This is a genomic window from Spirosoma humi (assembly GCF_054776575.1).
The window spans coordinates 587,832-607,131 of the sequence record NZ_BAAHBR010000015.1; the positions used below are offsets into that span (position 1 = coordinate 587,832).

Here is a 19,300-nt window from a genome sequence, read left to right on the forward strand (position 1 = left end):
TATTTTTTGCTGTTCATTGGGCTATTACTTGCTTTCGGCAATTAGTATGGCAGCCAGTTTGTCCGGCATCGAAATGAAGGGCGTATGGCTGCTTTGCAGTGTATACACTTTATCAACTTGGCTGTTTTTTACCATGTATTGTTGGGCAGGATAACTGATCGCATAGTCATTTTCTGTGTGGATATACACCTTCCTGATGCTCCCGAAATTCGTTTCCGTCAGCTGTACCGGGGTAGCGAGAGGCACCAGGGGTTCTGATTTGATAGTAGCTGCCAGGTATTCCTGAACCGGCTGAGGGGCATCGGCCGCGAAAATATCCGCTACCCCTTCTTTCGCAATGATTGCCGCGCCATGCTCTTTATCGACGGTAAGAAACTTGCCGATATGCGAGGCTGGGTCGCCTTTTGCCAGGCCTAAAAGGCTGTCGCCATTATGCGGAAGGGCTGCTGCCAGATAGATCAGTTTGTTGATTTGTGAAGGGATTTCTTCGGCCACCTGGCTGATTACCAGTCCGGCAAAACTATGTCCCACCAAAACCACATTGGTGCGGGTGCCGATCGCTGCTTTTACCTGGTCAACATACGTTTTCAAGGTGATACCGGCAAAGGAAGTGGTATCTTTCCCGTGGCCTGCCAGGTTAACCGTAATCACCTCGTCGCCCTGAGCCGTTAATAAAGGGGTTACGGCATTCCATGCCGATGCATCTGACCAGGCGCCGTGAACAAGTACGACCGTTTTAGAATTTTTGCTGGTTGTGTTTTGGGCCTGAGCCGAAAAACCTAGTACACTCATGGCCATTGCTATTATTGTTGCTTTCATGATTTGAGGTGCCTACTTGTTTATATTTAGGACACCACAAACCTCGGGCTAAGCGGGGCAATAAGTTTAACCCAGGTTAAAATCGAAAAACCCGTTAAAAACTTGTTTAGCGGGTTTCAGTAGGCATAGCCAGAAGGTGCCTGTTTTTACTTTCCAACCATTCGTTTACGAATCCGGCTCAAGGATGGCCCCTGGATACCCAGGTAAGAGGCAATATGATAAAGGGGTACCGAATTAAAAATAGTTGGGTGTTTCTCCATCATTTCCCGGTAGCGGTCTTCCGGCGTTTTAAATAGAAAACCTTCGGTATTGCTCATAACTTCATGAAAAGCCGTTTCGGCAACAATCCGTCCAAACCGTTCCCACTGGTGTGATTGTCCATACAGTTCATTCAGATGATCAATGTGTATATAGAGTATATGCGAATCAACCATAGCCTCCGTGTAATAATCACAGGCTGTTTGGGCTAAAAAACTTTTATAGGAGGCTACAAACTGGTGATTGGTAAAGAACAGCATATTCTTTTCTTCACCGGTATCATTATTTACCCGGTATATCCTAAATACCCCGTTGATCACAAAGCCAAGGTGCTTACAAACATTTCTATATTCATTATAAAACTCACCTTTTTTATACTGCTTTGATTGCCAGTACGGTAATGACAGGTCAAAGGCTTCCGGTTTCATACCGGCAGAGCCTAAAACCGTTCGTAATAAGTCGATCTCTGTTTCTATTTTATTCTCCACCATGCTCTAAAAATATAAAATTTAGTAATAGCGACTAACGGCATGTGCCGATTATATAGTGCCTCCTCATTACGGATTGATCACCGTATGGGTTGCTTTCAGGGGGACTGCTTTGCCTTATTTTCGATTTTAACCTGGGTTAAACTTATTGCCGCAACAGAGCCCGAGGTTTGTGATGTCCTAAACAATTAGGCACCCCAAATCATGCACAAACTTATCTTACTCTTCCTGTCTGTAGCTACGGCTACTATCCTGTTCACCTCTTGTTCAAAAAAGAATGATGACGTGAAACCCGTTGCCAAAAATTATGTGTTGGTACACGGCGCATGGCAGGCTCCTTATGTATGGGATGCCGTAAAAGCCAATCTGATCAATGAAGGCAACAATGTGACCGTTGTGGAACTGCCTGGCCACGGCAGCGACCAAACCGTTCCCTCCACCTTAACGTTGACCAGTTACAGAGACAACGTTCTTAACGCCATGTCGGGAATAAACGGCAAAGTTATCCTGGTGGGCCATAGCTTAGGCGGCATGATCATTTCTGCTGTTGCTGAGCAGAATCCGTCAAAAATTGAAAAACTTGTCTATCTGGCCGCTTATCTTCCTTCGTCGGGGCAATCCTTATTGTCTCTTGCTGGTACCGATGCTGGCTCAGCCCTTGGTGACTCGGTTAATCATGTTCCTATACTGACTCAAAATGCGAACGGAACCCTTGACGTGTTACATGACCAACTCGTGAAGGTCTTTATCCAGGATGGTTCAGTAGAGGTACAAAATCTTGTAGTACAGAATTACCGCCCTGAACCAGCCATTCCATTTACGAATCCGGTGACATTGACTGCGGCTAATTTTGGCTCAGTGGAGAAGGTTTATATTAAAACCCTACAGGATCGTGTGGTTTCGCCTGGCCTGCAAGACAGAATGATCGCATCCGGCAGCGTAAGAACAGTGTATCAAGTAAACACCAGCCACTCGGCCTTCTTAGCCAAACCGGATTCGGTAGCCATCTTATTAACTAAAGCAGGACAATAATTCTTTTCAGAAAGAATTCGATATAAAAATTAAAAAGGCCCTCTCATAAGTCAGTTATGAGAGGGCCTTTTATTAGGGTATTAAGGGACTTTTTGCCGAATGGGAATAGTTTACGGTCAGTTGATATCATGAAGTCAAAGCCGAAAGAGTTGTTGTCCCTATTTTCTGATCTCCATTTTGGTCAGAATTTAATTGACAAAGCCCTTATGCGACTAAGTTCAAAAAGGTATGGCTTATTGAATCTAAACCGACTTTGCTGGTCTATCCCGCCTACATTACACCAGATTGGTTAAGTGACGGCTTTTACGCAGGGCCGCCTGTGCGGTACGAAACGGCAAAGGGACTCCCAATATCAATCTTTGTTTTGTCCTGCAACATAAGAAGTCTTATACTGTACTTGTGTTAAGCATACTAGTTAGCCCTCTAGTAAATGAAGTAAGCTATTTCTATCCATCTCTTTAAACGTCCCAATTAATAAGCAGATTTTTGAGTATTTCATCGCCTAAGACTACAGCCTAGTTATGAACGTTACTTCATCTCACGTGGGAGGTTTTTTGGAGAATGGATGTAAGGCACAGAGAGCTGTCTGACGATAGCCAGACCGGTTCCAACTTTCATGCATTCCGTACCTTCTGCTGCGCCAAGTGGTCGTTAGGCCACGGCTCCCATGATATGCTCCCGGTGCTGGACGCCCCAGTTCTTCAAAGCCTCAATAACACTCCCCAATGTTTCCGCATAAGGCAGCGTGGTATAGGTGATTAAAACAGGGTAGCCATCGTCAACAGTCCGTTTGATCAATCCATTCTCTTCTAAGTCTTTTAACTCCTTGGCTAAGACCTTCGTACTAAGGCCGGGAATACTGCGCTGTATCTCCCGAAACCGATGATTGCCCACCCCAATAGAAACTAAAATCAACAGTTTCCATTTGCCGTTCACGACTTCCAACGCATCTCTAATAGGGATCAAAGCGGATAAACAATCGGTGTAGTTAGGCATAGCTTTCTTAGTTGATTACCCAAAGGTAACTGATTACCTAGGGGTAACTGATAACTTTTGGTTACCAAACGTAGCTACTTTTGGTAAGGAAAACAAACGGGCGACGCCTATCAATTAGCGCATGATACATCCTCAAACTTGAATTAGCTTAATAATGAGCTTTTTAGCCGTTCGTCAGCCGTCGAGACCACACGTTTTTCAACACAAAAGCATACACGACATGAACACAAAAATGAGCGTCGATATCTGGAGTGACATCATGTGTCCTTTTTGTTATATCGGTAAGCGAAATTTCGAAAAAGCACTTGCTGAATTTCCCGCCAAGGACTCCGTGAAGGTTGTCTGGCATAGCTTTCAGATTAACCCCGAATTGACTTATCGCCCCGACATCAGCTTTTATGATTATGTAGCCGAATTGAAGGGGCAACCGCGCGAATGGTCCATTCAGGTTCATAAAACCTTGGTGCAAACCGCCAAAAATGCGGGCCTGGATTACCGACTGGATCAGGCCAAGATCACCAATTCGTTGGATGCCCATCGGCTCATTCAATTGGCCAAAAAGTATAACCTGACCAATGAACTGGAAGAGCGCTTTTTCAGGGCTTATTTCACCGAGGGGGCTTTACTGAGCGATTACCAGACTTTACTCGTCTTGAGCACGGAGGTAGGACTGCAACCAGAGGAAGTAAAGCAGGTTTTACAATCCGATCTTTATAAAGACGACGTTCGCCAGGACGCCCAGCGGGTACGACAAATGGGAGCCATCGGTGTGCCCTTCTTTGTGGTCAATCAAACCCAGGCGGTTAGCGGTGCTCAACAACCCAAGGTATTCGCTCAGGCACTAGCTACGGCCTATGCGCAATGGGCGCACACTGAACGTAAGAAAATAGACATCATCGAAGGAGTGGTATGCACCCCGGACGGTGACTGTAAATAATGTTCATGGACAGTAAATCAGACCCATTACAATTCTCAACCATCAATCCATCATGAATACCAAACACGTAAGACTAATCTATTGGCTATCCACGCTATTTCTGGCCCTAGTTGGCTTAGCGGGTATTTTCAACATCCTTATGATTGACCAGTTGGTCCAAATCAACCGATCGCTGGGACTACCCGATTATTTCATGCCCTTTTTCGGAGTCGTTAAAGTGGTCGGCGCCATTACCATTCTGGTGCCTGCGCTTCGACGCTTCCAGCAAGCCGCCTATTTCGGTTTTATCTTTTATTTCATGGGGGCAACCTACACCCTGATGGCCACCCATGGCGGCCCCCAAAAATGGGGCGTTACCCTATTGATTCTTGCCGCTGCGGGTGTTTCGTATTGGGCCTGGCAGCAACTGTTTCAGCCTAAAGGAAACCCCCATATTTCGTAGTTCTCACTTCCAATAATCTTCTCTACGTTATGGCACAAACAATCGCCATTATCGGAGCTGGCCCTGGTGTCGGGCTGGCAATCGCTGAAAAATTTGGTTTGCAGGGCTACAACGTAGCCCTCTTATCCAGAAATACCGGGAAACTTGCCCCGCTCCAAAGCAAACTGCAAGCCAAGGGCATTGCGGCAGGCATTTTCCAAGTCGATATTCTGGACCGGGAAAGCCTTACTCGGGCACTCTATCAGGTGTATTAAGGGTATCCTTTATGAAGTGGGCTTTTATAGGCGGACTTTTCGAAACCCGGTGTTTCAACATTGTTGAAGAATCCGTGTTGGCCTGATGAACAAAACTCATTTTACCAACTCCAGTACCAGCGCCGATTTGGCGGGCAGCTTTACCATTTTCAGGTCGGTCAGTTTAGCGTCGGTCAATACATCGCGGGCCAACGTAAAGCCAGCCATCCGTTCAGCAAAACGGGCTGTATCGAGTAAAACTTCCTTGTCACCCATGTTTGTCGCGACCATTACGGTCTTGCTCCCATTGTAGCGGAAGTATACATAGGTGCCATCCTGCGGCAAAAACTGCATAAGCTTGCCCGTATGCAATACCGGGTTATCGCGCCGGTACGTAGCTAATTGGCGCACAAACCGATAGGCTGCATTTTCTTTGTCGGTACGCCCGGCCGTCTCGAATTTATTTTCTTTATCACCTGGAAAACCTCCCGGAAAATCTTTGCGTACTTCGGCATCACTCGGATTTTTAGTGCCTTTCATCAAGATTTCGGTGCCGTAGTACCAGTGCGGTATGCCGCGGGTGGTGAGCAGCCACGTAACCCCAATTTTATACTTATCGTAATCGTCGCCAATAACGGATAAGTAACGATCCGTATCATGATTTTCCAAAAAGGTAACCAGCTTATTGGGGTCGGCATACACGTCGTCCTGCGCCAGTACCTGATGAATCCGGTTCACGCCCGAATCCCAGTCGAATTTCTGATTCAGCGCATCGTTGAAGGCATTGTACAGCACAAAATCCAGGGCACCCGGCTGATTGCTCTTAAAGGGAAAACCCACCGTATTTTTCACAAAAAAGGCCTGTCCAACCGGGTTGTTCACGACCGATTCGCCAAACAGATGAATCTTTGGATACTCGTCCATCAGCGCCTGATTGCAGCGATTCAGGAACGCCAGGTCATTGTATTTGTAGGTATCGATACGCCAGGCATCGAGGCTAAACATCTCCGTCGACCAGATGGCGTGCTGAATCAGGAAGTTGGCAACAAAGGGGTTACGCTGATTCATATCCGGCAAAAAAGGCGTAAACCAGCCATCCAGCAGGGTTTTCTTATCGGCAGTGGCCCCGTGCGGGTCGTAAAGCGATTGCTCTTTATGGGTCGAACCGGTATAGCTGGGCCACTCGTTGACCCAGTCTTTCATGGGTTTATCTTTAAAAAACCAATGGTCGTCACTAATGTGGTTATAGACCGCATCCTGCACCAGTTTCATACCACGGGCATGCAGTGCCTTGGCCAGTTCGATATAACCTGCGCTGCCACCAAACCGTTTATCGATGGCATAATGGTCCGTGAAATGGTATCCATGATAGCCCGCCTGGTTTCGGTCGGGACCTTCCTTTTTCAACGTTTCGTCATTGTCGAGCACGGGGGTCAGCCAGAGTGCCGTAACGCCCAGATCTTTCAGGTAATCGAGCCGATTGATAATGCCTTTGAAGTCGCCCCCGTGGCGCAGGTATGGGTTTTTCGGGTCGGCTTCCTTATCGAGCATATCCGGAAATTTGTCATTCCCCGGATCACCATTGGCAAACCGGTCCGGCATGATCAGGTAGATGAAGTCGGCCGCCGTCACGCCCTGCCCTTTCGGGGTTTTGTCGCGGGCCTTCAGCTCAAATGGCTGGGTCAGGGTCTGGTTTCCACGCTTCCCTACAAGCCTGATTGTACCGGCTTTAGCGGTCGGCGCAATGGTCAGATCAAGAAAAGCGTAGTTGGGGTTTTCGACAGTATGCGTCTTCAGGAGCTTTACCCCGGCATAGTTGATCGTATAAGTCAACGTTCCGGCATTGGGGCCATAAACCAGCAGTTGCAGGTTGGGATTTTTCATACCCACCCACCAATTTGTGGGGTTCACCCGCTGAATCTGTACGGCCTGCGCCAGGGCAACCGATAGACAGGTCGATAGGAAAACGAGTAGCGTAAACGTGATTCTTTTCATAAGTTGGCCGTCGTGGAGTGCACCAGGCGCTGTGGCAGACTGGAAATAATGCAACAATAACGTAAAAATAACCCAGTATTTTCGTCAAAAAAGGCCATAGTTTTGCGTTGAGCAACCCTGCTGCTTGCCCGACTCCGAACCAATCTCGTTTATGCCTTCGACATCCCTTGTTCCCCTGATCGACAAACTGATTATTTATCAGATTTTTACGCGCCTGTTCGGCAACCAGTCGACCACAAATCACTGGAATGGAACCTATGCAGAAAACGGTTCCGGTAAATTCAACGACATCAATGATGCGGCTCTCCAGTCGATCCGGCAATTTGGCGTTTCGCACGTTTGGTATACGGGAATTCTGGAGCACGCTACCCAAACCGACTACTCGGCTTACGGTATCCTGCCCGACGACCCAACGGTGGTAAAAGGGCGCGCCGGATCACCTTACGCCATTAAGGATTATTACGACGTCGACCCCGACCTGGCCGTTAGTGTGCCCAACCGCATGGCCGAATTTGAGGCCCTTGTCCAGCGCACCCACGCGCACGGGCTGAAGGTCATTATCGACTTTATACCGAATCACGTAGCCCGGCAATACCGATCCGATGCCAAACCGCAGGGCGTTGTCGATCTCGGCCAGAACGACGATACGTCTGTCGGTTTCGCTCCGGACAATAATTTTTATTACCTGCCCGGAGAAACATTTGTTTCTCCCGAAGCCGCCAGCCCGGTAGCGTCGCATAGGCTGCACGAATACCCGGCCAGGGTAACGGGCAGTGGCTCCATCACGGCTACGCCCGACCGGAACGACTGGTACGAAACCATAAAGCTGAATTACGGCATCAACGTATTCGACGGAAGCCGCCATGTTGACCCAATTCCTGCTACCTGGAAGCAGATGCTCGACATTCTGCTTTTCTGGTCGGCCAAAGGCGTCGATGGTTTCCGGTGCGATATGGCCCATATGGTGCCCATTGAGTTTTGGCATTGGGCCATCCGCCAGGTTAAACAGCGGTACCCTAGCCTGATTTTTATCGCGGAGATTTACGAACCCGGCCTATACCGGCCCTTTATTCTGGACGGTGGTTTTGATTACCTCTACGATAAAGTAGGCCTGTACGATGCCGTCCGGCGCTTGATGGAAGGGCACGGTTCGTGTTATGACCTGACCCGCGTCTGGCAGCAGGAGTCCGGCGATTTTTCTCAGCACATGCTCCGGTTTCTCGAAAACCACGATGAACAGCGCATTGCATCCCGCTTTTTCGCCAATAACCCCTGGGCCGCCATACCGGCCATGACCTTGTCGGCAACCATGCATACGGGTCCCGTTCTCCTTTATTTTGGCCAGGAAGTTGCCGTACGGGCAGAGGGTGCCGAAGGGTTCAGTGGCGACGATGGCCGCACGACCATCTTTGACTATTGGGGCATCCCCGAATGGCAACAGTGGCTTGCCAACGGCCAATACAACGGCGCGGAGCTGTCCGATGAGCAACGGCGGCTGCGGGCCTTTTACCAGCAGTTGAATTACCTCGTCAATGGCTCCGATGCCATTCAGAACGGGTATTTCTATGACCTGCAGTATGTCAATGACAATGGCCAAAGCGCCGGATATGATGCGCACCAGGTCTATAGTTATCTGCGCTACACCGATCGCCAGAAGCTGCTCATCGTCTGCAACTTTTCGCAACACACAACCTACGACACAACCGTTGCCATTCCGGCCGCAGCCTTTGACCAGATGGAAATTGACCCTCATAAACTACTTCAATTAACCGATATTTTCCTCACCAACGAAACCCAGGAAGCCATTGGCCGTATGGGAATACCCTTGGTGCTCCCTCCCTGGAGTGTGCGGGTGCTGGAAATTAAATCGTAGATTTGTGGCGAATTTCGGCGGTCGTTTTACCAATAAACCATGCCCGGAAGCACCTGCCCATTCATGACGAAATTATTTACTGCCTTATTCCTGCTGTTTTTACCGCTGATCCTACGGGCGCAGGATACCACGTCCGGCGATTTACGGTCGTTAACGCTCGTGCCGGGTCAAACGCCGGCCGAAACGGCCATTACCGTTGGCAGACAATTTCTGGGCAGGCCTTACATCCCGAATACGCTCGACCAACAGGCAACGGAACAACTGGTAGTCAACCTCCGGGAATTCGATTGCACGACGTACCTAGAAACCGTGCTGGCGCTTTCGCTGGCCTGGCAGGATGTAGCCAGCAAGCCCGGTCCGGTTCTGTCCGAACAAACGTTCCGAAATTACCTGACCAGACTCCGGTACCGAAACGGCCGGATCGATGGCTACGCCAGCCGACTGCACTATTTTTCGGACTGGCTCCGCGATAATGAACGGAAAGGATTGATCTCGGATGTAAGTGGCGAACTACCGGGTAGCCTGGTGGTTGCCAAGCCTGTTTCCTACATGACGTCGACAACCTACAAGTACCCTCAACTCACTAATCCCGACATCCTTAAGCAAGTCGCGCTCACGGAGGCCTCGCTGAGCCAGCAGTCCTTTCCGTTTATCCCGACGAAAAATATCCGGCAGGCCGAAGCGCAACTCCGAGAGGGAGACATTGTCATGATGATTGCGGCCCGGCCCGGCCTCGACATGAAGCATGTCGGGCTGGCCGTTCGGCAACCCAATGGCCGGATGCATCTTCTACATGCCTCTTCAGACCAGGGAATGGTCGTCGTATCGGCCTATCCCATCAGCGAATACGTTCAATGGCACAAGCGCCTTTCGGGTATTCGGGTGGCCCGGCTGAAGCCCGTACCGGGTAGTGTGGCCAATTCGGCTTCCCTGCAGGGAAAGTAGGTATGACACGTTTGGCTGCCTGTTTTCAGCCATCAACAACCAGGAGCGAATCATTATGCCAACAAGTAAATTCATTCGTTTCCAATTGGCGGTGTTAGCCGTGTTCGCTGGCGGTTGTGGGTCATCCAACCAGCAGGCAACAGATACAGATTCGATACCCTGGGTCGCTTATTCGGTCGACGCCTTACCTAAAGACACCACTCTGTTCAGGAGAGCCGTAAAGGTTGGCGTTATGCACGACGCGGATCTTTCTGAAGTATCCGGGCTGGCCGCAAGTCGGAATAATCCGGGTTACCTGTGGGCCGAAGAGGACTCCGGCAATTCCAATCAAATCCAGTTAATTAATCCAAAAGGAAAGATCGTAGCCCGGTTCACCATCGAGGGAGCAAGAAACCGGGATTGGGAGGACATTGCAGTTGGGCCCGGTCCAATACCGGGGAAGTCCTATATTTACGTAGCCGATATTGGCGATAACAGGCGCTGGCGTTCGGAGAAAATCATTTACCGTTTCCCCGAGCCAACCCTGATCGGAGAAAAACTACCGTTCGACGGGAAAATCACCAATGCCGATGCGATTCGGGTATACCTGCCCGATGGGTCGCAAAATGCCGAAGCGATTCTTCTCGATCCAATGACAAACGACCTGTTCCTCATCTCTAAAGGCACTTACTCGGCCGTGTACCGGGCCGCTTATCCACAATCGCTGACCCAGCCTACCCAGATGACGGCCCTGCTGCGTATTCCCTTCGATCATGCAACATCGGCGGCTATTTCGGCCGATGGCCGTGAAATCCTGATACGAACCTACGAGCAGATTTTTTACTACAATCGCCGGGCAGGAGAACCCATTGCGGCTGCCCTCAGTCGTGTACCCCGGCGGCTACCCCTTGCCTACGAAGTGCAGGGCGAAGCCATTAGCTGGACGATCGATGGATCAGGCTATTATACAAGCACGGAAAAATCATTTACTGCTACCCAGTTCGTTTATTTTTATCCACGCAAAAAATAGCCGCCCCCAGGTAACAATTTTATAATACCGCGGGTACTCAGGAATCGTTTATTTTCGTCGGTCATTACCACTTAATTAGCTGAATGATACGCCACTGGATAAACGAATTAATGAATTTGGTTGCGGGGAACAGCCGGTACGTTCAGTATAAGCGATCCTGGCAACTTATATTTTTGCTTATTCTCCTCTTTCTACTGACCGTACCCGGCCTGTTGTATTTTCTGACCTGAGGCTGACTCTCCAGGATTTTAGGTGGCCGTCTGGCTCCCAAGGACAGTAGCCAACCGCTTACCGTCTGGAACGCCTAATCCCGTACAGGCATCCCAACCCGTACCTGCCGTATATCCTTTATTGCTCGTCGTTGTGCCGTTATTCCCCTGGGTTATATCCCGACATGTGTTTGCATGGGCATAAAGGACAGGGTGAATAAAGCCAACGGCTTTGCCCCGTTGTTGATTGATCAGAGCAATCAGACCGGCCATCAGCGGAGCCACTGCACTGGTTCCACCAATAATCAGGTTGTTGCCATCGACCCGAACCGCATACCCGGTAGCAGGATCCGCTACAGCCGCCACATCGGGTACGCCCCGACCAATCCGTTTTTTGTCGTTCACCGATGGCGGTACATGGCTCTTCTGCTGATAGTCGGGTAGGTCGAATGCGTCACTTACCCCCCCACCCGTTGCACTCGTCTTACTTGCATGCCAGACCACTTCGTCCGTGATCGAGTCGCCCGAAGCGGTGAGCTTTGTGCCTCCGCAAGCCAGCACGAATGGGCTCGACGATGGAAAGTCGACATGCGCTTTCCCATCCCCCACACTATCGTCGGAACCGGTATCGCCCGCGGCTGCACAAACCGTTATTCCCAGGGCGGCTGCTGCCTGAAAGGCCTCATTGAAGGAAGTGAGCGCCTGGGGTGTCCAGTTTTTCTCAGCGGCTCCCCAGCTAATGGAAATAACGGATGGTTTATAATTTGTATCGTGGATGGCCGTGGTGATGGCATCCAGAAAGCCCTGATCGGTATTGGGGGCAAAATAGACCACAATAGTTGCCCCCGGCGCAATAGCGCCAGCTACTTCGATGTCGAGCATAACCTCGCCATCTGCCCCGTCGGCAGTGCTGGGTGCATTGAGTCCCCCATCGACCGAAACGGCCACCACCTTCGGCGGTTTCAGGCCTAACCCAGCAAAGTACGCGGTGATATCTGCCTTTCGAAAGCCTCCTCCCAACTCAATGATGGCGATGCTTTGTCCTTTTCCCGTCACCCCCGTTGGAAAGTTATATAGCCGGGCCAGCTGTGGGGGCGTAAACGAAACAGTCGTTGCCAATGGAGCCATGCGCGCCCCTGCCCCTGTTGTCAAGATTTGAAAATGAGTCTGTGCCTGCGGCCGATTGTCTAACCCAAACACGCCCTCGATACTGTCGATGAGTTCCGCTGGTACATTGATCGGCCCCGTCCGGCCCCGAAATTCCGTACCGTCAGCCGTGCGGTAATTGGTTAACAGCACACCAAAGGCGCGCTCCATCTGGGCCACGGTTCCCCGCAGCAGCACCGTCCGGCGGGTCGCGCTCTGATCGACCAAACTCAAATCGTAGGTGGTAGCGAACGCTTCTACCTGTTTTATAACGGCCGGGTCAGCACCGAACTGAGCGGCATAAGCGCTGCGGGTTACGACGCCTTCCACCGCGTTAGCGGTGCTGACCAAAGGGGTCAGCGACCGTTTTCGACGAATGCGAACCGTGACCGTCAGCACGTCATTGGGATCAAGGGTCTGTAGCGGAGTGGCATCCGGAGCCGTTTTTTCGCTACCGGGTAAGGGAACAAGTTGATCAAAAGCGCTCATACAGGTAGGTTGTGGGGGCTAGTAAGTCATTGATTCAGCAATAACGAATCTTACTAGCCTTTGTCGAATTAATTTTTGATTAATCCGATTAGCCGTACTCCTTCTACAACGAACGGTCCTCTACGTGATTAGTAATCTTTCTTTCTACGCTAGACGTCTATTCAGCAGATGTGATCTCACACGTGACTCTGCCACCGTCCGGAAGTCTAAATTCCATTACTAACCTATGATAATTGCCCGGCCAGCTCCTGTTTGCCGGGCTTTTTTAGTCTGTTTTTCCAGTTATATCCAGTTTCTGTCTGATCCGCCGGAGCGTTTCCCGACTGGCCGTATCCCCCGCCTGCAGCCCCAGTAGGGCTAGTTCTATTGTTTTCTTCACGTTGAATGTCGATTCCCAGACTGAAATCTGGAAGTATCCTTTGGGTGGTAACTTGCGTCCTCTGAAGAAGGCAATCAACTTCTCATCATCACTATTCATCCCACAAATATACCATCGGTCTCTTTCCGGGCGGCAGAATGAGCCTTGTTTGCTAGATACTCCTTTACGCCATACGACCTCCCGCAGTAAGAACTACCTAATCATCATGAATAAATTATATAACCTAACTGTACAATAGATGCCTATTTGACGAATCACTATCCACGCTTAGCGTGATAAACCCACAAGCACTCTTTCATCCAGGATGTATAGTTATTGTACACTTTTTATAAGGATGTCCCTCTATTTATAGGCTAATTTAAGCATTAAGAAGACAATTAGATAAACATATCGATAGCTACTCACTTTGACGAATATGCTATCTTGTATAACATATTTTCACTTATACACTAAACATTTATTTACTATAACTCTTTTTTGTATACTATTTAATTAATCATTTACAAAAGAGTAAATCTCATACAAAAAAGGGATTCAGATTAAAAATAGATTAAAATTACATTAAATAAGGCCAATAACGTGGCTATAAAGTTACCTGGACAGTTTACCGAAAATACCTGCTTTTAGGCCAAATCAGTAGATTATTACGCCATTATTATAACTATATAAATAATAAGTAATAATATATTTAAATTTAATCTCAGATGTAGCCATAAATTAAAATCAGTACATCTTTATCTTATTTAGCTTCACCTCCAGTTAGTTTTTGTCGAAAAGATTATCGAATAGATTTATTTGTAAATTTACTTCATCATAATTCAGGGAACATAAGAAGACACCCAATTATATACTATCTACATCCATGATCGTTTTTACAACTACTATGTCGAAGAGACAACATTCCGCTGGTCATCAACCGACTTCGCTTTTCTAAGCGAATGGTGATGCATATGAAGTTCTCGATAGTTTTCATTACTCAACAACACTATCGCTAATTGTTGATCCCCAGTTTCTAGTCAACATTTCTGACTGTTCACGACTGGACTATACCCAGTAAATTAAGGCACATTTTTATTCTTACCGAACCCACGGGAGAAGGCCATCTACTAATAACCTATATTTCCATAGGCAGGAAGTCCTATGCGCAAATTTTATTTGTATAATTTATTCGTACGAATATATCGTATTGAGTAAATCATAATGACCATAAAATATATAATCCTATTCCAGGTCAGAACGCTGGTAGCCCATTTTACCCAGTTGCTCTGGTTTATTCACCGCGTCAATTGAGCAAATAATTGACATCTAATTAATCAATCAAATTTCACTATCACACAGAAATCTTTACATGAAAACTGCAAAACCGAACATCAAACTGCTCCTTTACGGGTTTTGTCTGGCGACTGTCCTGTACAATTGCAAAACGAAAGATGTTGATTCGCTGACGCCTTTCACCTATACCTTTAAGGGATTTACGGATGTAAAACTGCCCGACGTTACACCAACGGCTCCGGCTGCGGTTACGGTTACAGCGGCTTCTATCACCTCCTCCACTGCTGCGGCTGCCGTAAGCGCCGGCCTTTCCAGCATGAGCGCTACCGGCCAGATTCCTGCGTCTGTACAGCAAGCCTCAGATAACGTTGGTAAAGCGGTAACTGCAGATAAAGCCTCGGCAATCGTTGCTGAATTTACACCAGCCGTTATCAGCAATCTGTCAGCTACTGGGGCACTACCTGCGTCTCTACAAGCCGAAGTAAAGACTATAGCCAATAATTCGGCCATACAAGCTTATCTGCCTACTTTTACACTGCCACAGGTGAACGGCAAAACGGTTGGCGGACGTCTCGCAGCAGGAGGGATTGTTGCAACGGTAGCCACTACCTATGGGGCATTAGACAATGACGCCTGTAAAGCGGCTGCTACAGCTGCTTTCAATACAGCCCTACAAGGACTGGATGCCGCAAAGCAAGCGCAAACGGCAACTGTTACTACCCAGTTCACGCAACTCCAGACAACCATTCAGGCCGATGCCACGGCTTGTAAAAGCAGCAAGCCCGCTACCTACGATGCTTACAGAGCCCTTGCTACACAGCAACTTAATCAGGGGTTAGCAGCCTTGGGCGCAGTCAGATCTATATTAGGTGAGGATTCTTACAATTTATTGACCGTCCTGTACTACGTCGCCTATGCCCAGGCTATAGTCGGCATTGGTATTCTACAAACTGCCGATACAACTGCCTGCGATACTATTGCGACCGCTAAGCTAGCCAATGCCCAGACTGCCCGGGACAAAGACCTGAGTACTATAAACAGCAATTATAATGCAACGATCAGTACGCTTACTGCAACTCGTGATCAAGCAATTAAGAGCTGCCACAACCAGGGAAATGGCGGTTGATCCATAGCTGCTTTCGCTCAGGAGAGATTTTTTGGAACTCACACCAAATCAGTACGATGAAAACAAACTACCTTTTTTTATCAGTAGCTGCCCTCGTGGGCGGCCTATTTGTCGGTCCGTCCGCTGCGCAGGCGCAGGTTAATCTGAAGAGTATCAGTGTAGGCGCCAGCTACTGGAAACCCTCGCTCGATTACTGGAACGAACGCTCCATGCTACTCGATTACAATGCCGGGAAAGGTGCTACCCTCTCGGGGGCCATCATGCCCACGGCAGCCCTCGAAGTGGGACTTACCAAAGGCCTCTCCGTTGGTGGTCGGGTTGGCTATTGGAAAAACTCTGTTTCGGGGGATGTCAGCATAGGCGGCACAAACCGCTCCGAAAAATTCACGCTTTCAGTTATTCCGGTCTCACTCGATCTGAAATACACCTTTGCCAAAGCGGCCCCCGCAACGACAACGACCAATGAAGCAACCAGCGAACCTAAAAGCCCATTCCTGACCCCCTACATTGGTGTAAGCGTGGCCCGCTATTTTATCAACAATGACTTTTCGCGGCAGGTGGCGGGCAACACCGGCTCTGTTAAGGAAACCCAATCGGGCAATAACTACGGCGTGCAAGTGTTTGTGGGTGCCGAGAAAAAGCTGGTGAAGAAATTGTTCCTGGCGCTCGATGTCCGCTATCATTTGGGCAGTTACAACCAGGTTGTTAAAAGCGAGACAAGCAGCACGACCCAGAAGGTAAGCCTCAACGGTCTCGAAGCGGGTCTCTCCCTAAAAGTCACATTCAACTAGGTAAACTGAACACGTAGCCAGTACCGGTAATGATTTATCACAGTATTATACATAACGTATATACTATATCGTTCAGACCCTTCACCGTCTTGAAGACCGTTCAAAAGGTTTTCATTATGGGTGCAGTGCTCTGTCTTGGGCTTCCGGGGCTGGGCTGGGCGCAGGTAAATATTTCCGGTAAACCAGGATTGATTTACATTCCTTCGGCGGACGTGGTGGCGGATGGGACATTTTCTTTTGGCTATGGGTTCAACCCGTCGAGCTACGCGTTTCGCTTCAACAAGAAGAATTCGGAAAGCATTTGTTTTGTCAATCTGTCGCTGTTGCCCCGGCTGGAAGTAAACATCAATTTGCTGAACCCGAATGGCCCAATCGGCTTTAGCGGACGCGGTATAGGTGATCGGCAAATTGACATCAAGTATGCTCTGTTGACGGAGAAGGCAAAACGGCCATCCGTAGCCGTTATCGTCTCGGCACCGTTTGGCATCGACAACTCGCTTATTACCAATGCGGTGGTGGCGACCAAACATGTCGACCTATGGAAGTCGATCACGGCGTCCTTTACCCTGGGAATGGGTAGTCCTTATTCGCTATATCGTGCCGAGGTGAGAAATGACCAGGATTCTGATATTTTCACAGGGTATACGCTAAAAGACAAACGCGATAAACCCTATTACTATCTGGCGGGGCCCTTTGGGGGCGTCAACCTGAACGTCAACAAGAAAGGTGGGTTGCTGCTGGAATGGGATTCGCAACATGTCAACGTGGGCGCGTACGCGTTGCTGTTCGGGCACTGGACCGTGCAGGCAGGTTTGCTGAATGGCGATCAGGTAACGGCGTCAACCTCCTATGCTATTCCTTTACTTCGTAAACCGAAACCACTATGAGGAGCGGCCTAAGGAGTAGGAAATGCCACGGGTTCGCGGCCTGGGGGCTGGGGATGACGCTACTAGTGAGCGGCCTGACCGACAGCGTTGCCCAGTCGCGCAGCGGGTTGTCGAACATAGAAAACCTGCTGGTGGACAGCACAGCGCAGCGGGTGTACTACGAGCAGCGGGTGTATCGAAACCCGTTTATGGGGCTGCGGGACGTAGCACAACCGATGACGGCTAACGGGATACAGACGTTTGTGCCCCTCTACCAGGGGGTGCCCATCGCCCAATATCGGCTGGACACAACAGTGACCACAACGACGCTGTCACGGCCCGAGCGGCAGCGTTTCGTGAAGCAGCACCCATTCGACAGCCGGGCCTACAAGTTCGACTTTCGGTTGCTGCCCGAGTTCATTGCCCAGTTCGGGTACCGTGAACAAACGGTTGAAGCCAAAACGAATCTGCTGCTGCAGAGTCAGTTATACTTAAGCCGGGGGCTGGTGCTGAACTGGGGCGTGTTGTTCCCCATTGCCAATCACCTGGATAATCAGGGACTAAACGTTCGACCCGCGCCAACCTTCCTGAACCAGTTTCTGGCGCTGGATGGGGTCAATTTTATGAGTCTGTCGGCGGGGTTATTTTATTCGGATCAGTACGGTGTCAATGTGCAGTATCGTCATGCTGATCTCACCAAAAACTGGTCGTATGGCCTGGAAACGGGCGTGACGGGGTTCTATTTTTTCCCGCAAAACGGGTTTTATTACGAATCCATGAACAACGTTCTGATCCTGGCCGATGTGGCTTACCGACTGCCCCGGCATGATGTGACGATCAAAGTGTCGGGAGGGCAGTATCTGCACCAGGATCGGGGGGTAAGGCTGGATTTCATCCGGCAGCTGGGCAATGTGGAAGTGGGCTTTTATGCCACCAAAACGGGGAACGGGGGAACGGGCGGTTTCAATTTCGCCATCCCTATTGCCCCCGGACGAATTGTACAGGGCCAGCGGGTGCGGCTCCGCACAACGGAGGAGTTTCGCTGGGAATATGCCTATAGCCGGGGCTATAATATTGCGTCACGCTATAAAGTCGGTTATCAGCTGGATGCCCTGCTACGGCAGTATCACAGCCGGTATATTCAGAATCAGTATCGTTAGTTAATGACTAGTACCCATATGAAATTACGCGTGCTATGTACCCAGGCCGGGTGCTTGCTTATTGGATTGATAGCGTGTCTGTCTGGCTGTATTTCCAGCAAGGAGCTGGTGCTGTACCAACAAAGTGCGGCTGGCAGTGACACGACCGTTGCGCTGGCTCCCCGCTACATTCCGACCATTAAACCGGGGGATGTGCTATCCGTGCAGGTAAGCAGCCTGAGTCCCGAAGCTTCGACGTTTTTCAACCCCTATGCCGCCATTACGATGGCTGAACGGGCCGGATCACCCCAGACAGTGACGCCCACCACGCCCCTGCCCTACACGCCCGGTTATGTCGTGAGCGAAGAAGGACAGATTGAACTGCCGCTTATGGGTCAGCTGACCGTGGCAGGTCTTACCAATAGCCAGGCAGCCGCTCAGATTAAGACAAAACTGCTTGACTTTTTGAAAGAACCCACCGTAAACGTACGTAACCTGAACTTTCAGATTTCCGTATCGGGCGAAGTAGCCCGGCCTTCGCTGTTCTCGATACCCAATGAACGCATTTCCCTGCCCGCGGCCCTGGGGCTGGCCGGCGACATTACCATCTACGGCCGTCGGGATAATGTGCTGATTATCCGGGAGGAAAACGGCAAGCGGACCTTTAACCACATCGACCTGACCAAACGGGATGTCTTCAAATCTCCGTACTACTACCTGCATCCGAACGATGTGGTCTATGTAGAACCCGGCAAAGCCCGCGTCAACAATGCCGACCAGACGTTTCAGCTTTTACCGATCATTATCAGCGCTCTATCCTTTATCGCCATCATTGTCACGCGTCTTTAACACCAGC

18 protein-coding genes are annotated in these 19,300 nt (G+C 49.6%); 12 read left to right on the forward strand and 6 right to left on the reverse strand.

Annotated features, from left to right (window positions below; genetic code table 11):
• Positions 1–24 precede the first annotated feature (24 nt).
• Together ACYU8Y_RS18760 and ACYU8Y_RS18765 are read right to left on the reverse strand one after the other, a co-directional pair.
• Entirely contained in the window at positions 25–819 is a 795-nt protein-coding gene (locus ACYU8Y_RS18760) for an alpha/beta fold hydrolase (RefSeq protein ID WP_460939594.1), read from the reverse strand.
• 146 nt (positions 820–965) lie between these two features.
• Positions 966–1,568: a Crp/Fnr family transcriptional regulator gene (locus ACYU8Y_RS18765; protein WP_460939595.1), complete on the reverse strand. Its 603-nt coding sequence runs from the start codon at positions 1,566–1,568 to the stop codon at positions 966–968.
• Between the two features lie 201 nt (positions 1,569–1,769).
• On the opposite strand from ACYU8Y_RS18765, the gene ACYU8Y_RS18770 reads away from it, so the two are divergent.
• On the forward strand, positions 1,770–2,597 hold the full coding sequence (locus ACYU8Y_RS18770; protein ID WP_460939596.1) for an alpha/beta fold hydrolase: 828 nt from the start codon (positions 1,770–1,772) through the stop codon (positions 2,595–2,597).
• 651 nt (positions 2,598–3,248) lie between these two features.
• Here the strand turns inward: ACYU8Y_RS18770 and ACYU8Y_RS18775 are convergent.
• Positions 3,249–3,563, reverse strand: a complete 315-nt coding sequence (locus ACYU8Y_RS18775) for a winged helix-turn-helix transcriptional regulator (protein WP_460939597.1) — start codon at positions 3,561–3,563, stop codon at positions 3,249–3,251.
• Between the two features lie 250 nt (positions 3,564–3,813).
• Between ACYU8Y_RS18775 and ACYU8Y_RS18780 the strand changes: the two genes are divergently transcribed.
• From ACYU8Y_RS18780 to ACYU8Y_RS18790, 3 genes are read left to right on the forward strand one after another with little or no spacing between them, the layout of a single operon-like run.
• Positions 3,814–4,530, forward strand: coding sequence for a DsbA family oxidoreductase (locus tag ACYU8Y_RS18780; RefSeq protein ID WP_460939598.1), 717 nt, complete (start codon positions 3,814–3,816; stop codon positions 4,528–4,530).
• A 52-nt stretch (positions 4,531–4,582) separates the two neighbouring features.
• Positions 4,583–4,972: a DoxX family protein gene (locus ACYU8Y_RS18785; RefSeq protein WP_460939599.1), complete on the forward strand. Its 390-nt coding sequence runs from the start codon at positions 4,583–4,585 to the stop codon at positions 4,970–4,972.
• Between the two features lie 29 nt (positions 4,973–5,001).
• On the forward strand, positions 5,002–5,226 hold the full coding sequence (locus ACYU8Y_RS18790; protein ID WP_460939600.1) for an SDR family NAD(P)-dependent oxidoreductase: 225 nt from the start codon (positions 5,002–5,004) through the stop codon (positions 5,224–5,226).
• A gap of 96 nt (positions 5,227–5,322) precedes the next feature.
• Here the strand turns inward: ACYU8Y_RS18790 and ACYU8Y_RS18795 are convergent, their stop codons facing one another.
• Entirely contained in the window at positions 5,323–7,200 is a 1,878-nt protein-coding gene (locus ACYU8Y_RS18795) for a glycoside hydrolase family 13 protein (RefSeq protein ID WP_460939601.1), read from the reverse strand.
• 151 nt (positions 7,201–7,351) lie between these two features.
• On the opposite strand from ACYU8Y_RS18795, the gene ACYU8Y_RS18800 reads away from it, so the two are divergent.
• From ACYU8Y_RS18800 to ACYU8Y_RS18810, 3 genes are all read left to right on the forward strand, one after another.
• Positions 7,352–9,073 carry an alpha-amylase family protein gene (locus ACYU8Y_RS18800; RefSeq protein WP_460939602.1) on the forward strand — a complete coding sequence of 574 codons (1,722 nt, stop codon included), beginning with the start codon at positions 7,352–7,354 and terminating at the stop codon, positions 9,071–9,073.
• A 63-nt stretch (positions 9,074–9,136) separates the two neighbouring features.
• Positions 9,137–10,018, forward strand: a complete 882-nt coding sequence (locus ACYU8Y_RS18805) for an N-acetylmuramoyl-L-alanine amidase-like domain-containing protein (protein ID WP_460939603.1) — start codon at positions 9,137–9,139, stop codon at positions 10,016–10,018.
• 55 nt (positions 10,019–10,073) lie between these two features.
• Entirely contained in the window at positions 10,074–11,027 is a 954-nt protein-coding gene (locus ACYU8Y_RS18810; RefSeq protein ID WP_460939604.1) for a hypothetical protein, read from the forward strand.
• 248 nt (positions 11,028–11,275) lie between these two features.
• Here the strand turns inward: ACYU8Y_RS18810 and ACYU8Y_RS18815 are convergent, their stop codons facing one another.
• Positions 11,276–12,871: a S53 family peptidase gene (locus tag ACYU8Y_RS18815; protein WP_460939605.1), complete on the reverse strand. Its 1,596-nt coding sequence runs from the start codon at positions 12,869–12,871 to the stop codon at positions 11,276–11,278.
• Positions 12,872–13,136: 265 nt separating this feature from the next.
• A complete protein-coding gene (locus tag ACYU8Y_RS18820) occupies positions 13,137–13,349 on the reverse strand; it encodes a hypothetical protein (protein WP_460939606.1) in 213 nt (70 codons plus the stop codon).
• A gap of 1,249 nt (positions 13,350–14,598) precedes the next feature.
• On the opposite strand from ACYU8Y_RS18820, the gene ACYU8Y_RS18825 reads away from it, so the two are divergent.
• The 5 genes from ACYU8Y_RS18825 (at position 14,599) to ACYU8Y_RS18845 (ending at position 19,293) form a co-directional block, all read left to right on the forward strand.
• Positions 14,599–15,648, forward strand: a complete 1,050-nt coding sequence (locus tag ACYU8Y_RS18825) for a hypothetical protein (RefSeq protein ID WP_460939607.1) — start codon at positions 14,599–14,601, stop codon at positions 15,646–15,648.
• A gap of 56 nt (positions 15,649–15,704) precedes the next feature.
• Positions 15,705–16,439, forward strand: a complete 735-nt coding sequence (locus ACYU8Y_RS18830; protein WP_460939608.1) for a hypothetical protein — start codon at positions 15,705–15,707, stop codon at positions 16,437–16,439.
• Positions 16,440–16,528: 89 nt separating this feature from the next.
• Positions 16,529–17,326 carry a YjbH domain-containing protein gene (locus ACYU8Y_RS18835; protein ID WP_460939609.1) on the forward strand — a complete coding sequence of 266 codons (798 nt, stop codon included), beginning with the start codon at positions 16,529–16,531 and terminating at the stop codon, positions 17,324–17,326.
• A complete protein-coding gene (locus tag ACYU8Y_RS18840) occupies positions 17,323–18,465 on the forward strand; it encodes a YjbH domain-containing protein (RefSeq protein WP_460939610.1) in 1,143 nt (380 codons plus the stop codon). Before ACYU8Y_RS18835 ends, ACYU8Y_RS18840 begins: the two co-directional genes overlap by 4 nt.
• 18 nt (positions 18,466–18,483) lie before the next feature.
• Positions 18,484–19,293 carry a polysaccharide biosynthesis/export family protein gene (locus ACYU8Y_RS18845; protein ID WP_460939611.1) on the forward strand — a complete coding sequence of 270 codons (810 nt, stop codon included), beginning with the start codon at positions 18,484–18,486 and terminating at the stop codon, positions 19,291–19,293.
• Positions 19,294–19,300: the final 7 nt, after the last annotated feature.

Excerpts from the sequence above, each read along its gene's own strand:
- ACYU8Y_RS18820 (WP_460939606.1), bottom strand. The coding sequence starts at position 13,349 with ATGAATAGTGATGATGAGAAGTTGATTGCCTTCTTCAGAGGACGCAAG.
- ACYU8Y_RS18845 (WP_460939611.1), top strand. The coding sequence starts at position 18,484 with ATGAAATTACGCGTGCTATGTACCCAGGCCGGGTGCTTGCTTATTGGA.
- ACYU8Y_RS18840 (WP_460939610.1), top strand. The coding sequence starts at position 17,323 with ATGAGGAGCGGCCTAAGGAGTAGGAAATGCCACGGGTTCGCGGCCTGG.
- ACYU8Y_RS18825 (WP_460939607.1), top strand. The coding sequence starts at position 14,599 with ATGAAAACTGCAAAACCGAACATCAAACTGCTCCTTTACGGGTTTTGT.
- ACYU8Y_RS18795 (WP_460939601.1), bottom strand. The coding sequence starts at position 7,200 with ATGAAAAGAATCACGTTTACGCTACTCGTTTTCCTATCGACCTGTCTA.
- ACYU8Y_RS18785 (WP_460939599.1), top strand. The coding sequence starts at position 4,583 with ATGAATACCAAACACGTAAGACTAATCTATTGGCTATCCACGCTATTT.
- ACYU8Y_RS18815 (WP_460939605.1), bottom strand. The coding sequence starts at position 12,871 with ATGAGCGCTTTTGATCAACTTGTTCCCTTACCCGGTAGCGAAAAAACG.
- ACYU8Y_RS18765 (WP_460939595.1), bottom strand. The coding sequence starts at position 1,568 with ATGGTGGAGAATAAAATAGAAACAGAGATCGACTTATTACGAACGGTT.
- ACYU8Y_RS18760 (WP_460939594.1), bottom strand. The coding sequence starts at position 819 with ATGAAAGCAACAATAATAGCAATGGCCATGAGTGTACTAGGTTTTTCG.
- ACYU8Y_RS18770 (WP_460939596.1), top strand. The coding sequence starts at position 1,770 with ATGCACAAACTTATCTTACTCTTCCTGTCTGTAGCTACGGCTACTATC.
- ACYU8Y_RS18830 (WP_460939608.1), top strand. The coding sequence starts at position 15,705 with ATGAAAACAAACTACCTTTTTTTATCAGTAGCTGCCCTCGTGGGCGGC.
- ACYU8Y_RS18790 (WP_460939600.1), top strand. The coding sequence starts at position 5,002 with ATGGCACAAACAATCGCCATTATCGGAGCTGGCCCTGGTGTCGGGCTG.
- ACYU8Y_RS18810 (WP_460939604.1), top strand. The coding sequence starts at position 10,074 with ATGCCAACAAGTAAATTCATTCGTTTCCAATTGGCGGTGTTAGCCGTG.
- ACYU8Y_RS18780 (WP_460939598.1), top strand. The coding sequence starts at position 3,814 with ATGAACACAAAAATGAGCGTCGATATCTGGAGTGACATCATGTGTCCT.
- ACYU8Y_RS18800 (WP_460939602.1), top strand. The coding sequence starts at position 7,352 with ATGCCTTCGACATCCCTTGTTCCCCTGATCGACAAACTGATTATTTAT.
- ACYU8Y_RS18805 (WP_460939603.1), top strand. The coding sequence starts at position 9,137 with ATGACGAAATTATTTACTGCCTTATTCCTGCTGTTTTTACCGCTGATC.